The 3,257-nt window shown below is 67.2% G+C and carries 3 protein-coding genes; 2 read left to right on the forward strand and 1 reads right to left on the reverse strand.

Annotated elements, in window-relative coordinates; all coding sequences use genetic code 11:
* Positions 1 to 162 precede the first annotated feature (162 nt).
* Complete coding sequence (locus ACFWN1_RS32460) at positions 163 to 336, reverse strand: CsbD family protein (RefSeq protein ID WP_384370082.1); 174 nt, start codon at positions 334 to 336, stop codon at positions 163 to 165.
* 225 nt (positions 337 to 561) lie between these two features.
* Here ACFWN1_RS32460 and ACFWN1_RS32465 point away from each other — a divergent pair, with 225 nt between their 5' ends.
* Complete coding sequence (locus tag ACFWN1_RS32465; RefSeq protein WP_384370085.1) at positions 562 to 732, forward strand: hydrophobic protein; 171 nt, start codon at positions 562 to 564, stop codon at positions 730 to 732.
* Positions 733 to 1,567: 835 nt separating this feature from the next.
* The coding region (locus tag ACFWN1_RS32470) for a Tat pathway signal sequence domain protein (protein WP_384370088.1) at positions 1,568 to 3,257 on the forward strand (1,690 nt) is incomplete at its 3' end.

Consider the following 3,257-nt stretch of genomic DNA (forward strand, 5'->3'; position numbering starts at 1 on the left):
AGGGGCGCGCGGGGCCCTCTAGCACCAGGTCACACCGGCGCCGCTGACGAACAGGCATCGATTCCGCGATACCCGGACACGAAGGAGCGGCGTGCGGCCGAATCCAGCACCTCACCGGTGCGGATTCCGCTGCACGCCGCTCCTTCGGAAAGCGCCGCGGGTTCAGTCCTTCGCGACGTCCTTCAGCTTCTCCTTCGCCTGGCGGGCGTCACCGGTGGCCTGCTCGGCGCGGCCCTCGGCGGTCAGCTTCTCGTTGCCCACCCCGCGGCCCGCGACCTCCTTGACCTTGCCGCTCGCCTGCTCGGTCGTGGCCTTGGCCTTCTCGCTGGCGCTCATGCCGCTCACCTCTCACTGTGCCGCTGTTGCCTGACAAGGGGTCGCATGGCCGCATTTCCGGGTCGTAAACCCACACCCGCTATTGCTCTGTTGACCCATCTTCCTTTGACTGGTTCGGAGGGCAAGAAATGGATTAATGTTCCCCGAGATCGAGCTACTAAACTCTGTTTTGGTGTGCATAGGGCAGAGGGATGGGGACATGAGGGGGTCAGGAGGTAAGTAAATATGGTTCCCCTGATTCTGGTTCTTCTTCTGGCTCTGATTCTTTTCGGTGCGGGCTTCGCGCTCAAGGCACTGTGGTGGATCGCGGTGATCGTGCTCGTCGTATGGGTGCTCGGCTTCATCGTGCGGCCCGCCGGCAGTGGCGGCCGCAAGGGACGCTGGTACCGCTGGTAGGACGCCCGGACGATACGTCCGGGATGTGTGATCGATAGCGTGGAGTGGCCCGGCCGGGATAGGTCGGGCCACTTTGCCGTGCAGGGGCACCGGGAGGGGAAACGTCGCGGATCGCGGAGGCGTACGCGCGCATTGCCTGACTCAGGCAGGGTACGAGACATTTGTCGGCCTCGCGCGGTCCGCAGGGGAACCTGCACCTCCTACCCGCGGGGCCGACCCGGCCCGTCAGGTTCTCCCTGTGGGGACTGTCCGAGCCCTGCGCACGCCCTGGACTCGCAGGGCGAGCAGGACGATGCCGTCAGAGTGCACCTGTCCGGCGACGGTGTCGGCCGGCAGGTCCAGCAGTGGAAGCGGCAGCACAGATCGTCCAGGCGTGCTCGGTCAGGGACTCGACGCCGTGGTCGGGCCGGGGCAGGACGCGGGGCGGGGTGGCCTGCGTCGGTCAGGTCCGGCTGCCACTGGCCTGCGGGCGACGTGGCCTTCGTCTTCATCCTCGTACGGGCACTTGATGTCCGTTCGTTCATCTGCTGTCCGCCCGGCTCGGAAAGTTCGTGTCTAGCGTGTTTGAGGCTTGAACAACCGATCTGAGAGAGCTTCTATGTGCGACAACGGCGATCATTCGGCCCAGGACTCGAGCGGGCACAGCAGGCGAGGGTTCCTGCGGAACGCGGCGCTGACCGGGGCGGGCGCGGCGGCGATGGGAGCCGGTGCCTCCGTGCTCGGCGCGTCACCCGCGTTCGCCGCGAAAGCCGTGAAGGCAGGCGAAACCGGCCGGGCAGGCAAGACGGGTAAGTGGAATCCGGACCCGACCGCCCTTCAGTTCACCCTCGCGGTCATGCCGGACACTCAGTTCCTGTACTGGGGCAGCCAGGACAGCGTCAACCGGACGCCCCAGGAGGAGTCCTTCCGCTACATCATCAACAACAGCGGCAACCCCGACCTCAACATCGTGTTCATGGCCCACCTGGGCGACATGACGCAGGACGCCGACCCCTCGTCGTTCGCGCAGGTCGACGAGGCGTTCGCCCTGCTGGACGCGCACGGCGCCGCGTACAGCGTGGTCGCCGGCAACCACGATCTGAGCGGTGACGACACCCGTGGCGACACGCCGTACCTCCAGACCATGGGCCCGGGACGGTTCAAGCACTCGAAGACGTTCGCCGGGGCGGACGCGACCGGCTACAACACCGCTCACATCTTCCGCGCGGCCGGGCGCTCCTGGCTGCTGCTGGCCCTGGACTGGCGGACCACCGACCAGGGGTTCGCGTGGGCCGACAAGGTCATCAAGGCCCACCCCAAGATGCCGGTGATCATCACGACGCACGACATGGTGTGGTCCACCTACGATGACAACGTTTTCCCCTACGAGTCCGGTGACCCGGAGGACAACGCCGGCCTCTCCGGCCACGGCCAGACGGTCTGGGACAAGCTGGTCGAGAACAACGACCAGGTCTTCCTGACCGTGAACGGCCACTACTGGCCGCCCGGCCGCACCACCAAGAAGAATGCCGCCGGCAACGATGTGCATCTGCACATCGCCAACTACCAGAACCGCTACTTCGGCGGTGGCGGCATGATCCGGCTCTACCACTTCGACCTGGTCCGGAACACGATCGACGTCGAGACGATCAACCCGTGGATTCTCGCCCAGGCCCCCGAGTCCCGTAACAAGCTGGCGGCCGAACTCGCCCGGGTCAGCGGACCGGTGGACAACTTCTCGGTGCCGATCGACTTCGAGGAGCGCTTCTCCGGCTTCGCCCCGGTTCCGGTGCGCCCGGCCCGTCCGGCCGCACGGGAACTGGTGAAGGGCACGCTGGCGTACTGGCGCTTCGACGGGCACGCCGCTCCCGGCACGGCGCTCGCCGCCGGTGACCGGGTCCGCGACCTGTCGGGCAAGGGCAACCACCTGACGGTGGTCAGTGTGCCGGGCTCCGCGGCCGACGCGCTGACCTGGTCCGCCGACCACCACCCCGACCAGCCCGGTCACGCCAGCCTCCAGTTCGCGGGCGGTCGCAACCCCGTCCACGGCGCGTATCTGACCACCAGCGCGAAGGCGCCCCTGAACTCCGAGACGTTCAGGTCCGGTTACACCATCGAGGCGTTCGTGCGGATGCCGCTGGACTGGGACGCGGGAAAGAACGGCAACGCGTCGTTCCTCAGCCGCCGCGGCACGGCCGGCGCCGCCGGCAAGCACGGCAAGAACACCGACCCGAACGAGCCGCTGGCCCAGTTCGCCATCACGAACAACGGCCGTGAGCCGCAGTTCAACCACTACCCGACGAACGACACCTACCCGACGACCAACTGGGGTCACGGGCTGGCGGAACTCAAGTGGTGGCATCTGGCCGTCGTCAACGACGGCCGCCACACCCGGCTGTACGTCGAGGGCGCGCCGGTCGTCGACAACCCGCACCGCCTGTCGATGGGCCTCACTTCGCCCTCGAAACGCACCTGGACGCCATCAGCGGATACATCCACGGATTCCTCGGACGCGTCCTCGCCTGAGGCTGAGGCTGAGGCTGAGG

The sequence above is a fragment of the Streptomyces sp. NPDC058459 genome (assembly GCF_042721685.1).
Classification (GTDB): domain Bacteria; phylum Actinomycetota; class Actinomycetes; order Streptomycetales; family Streptomycetaceae; genus Streptomyces.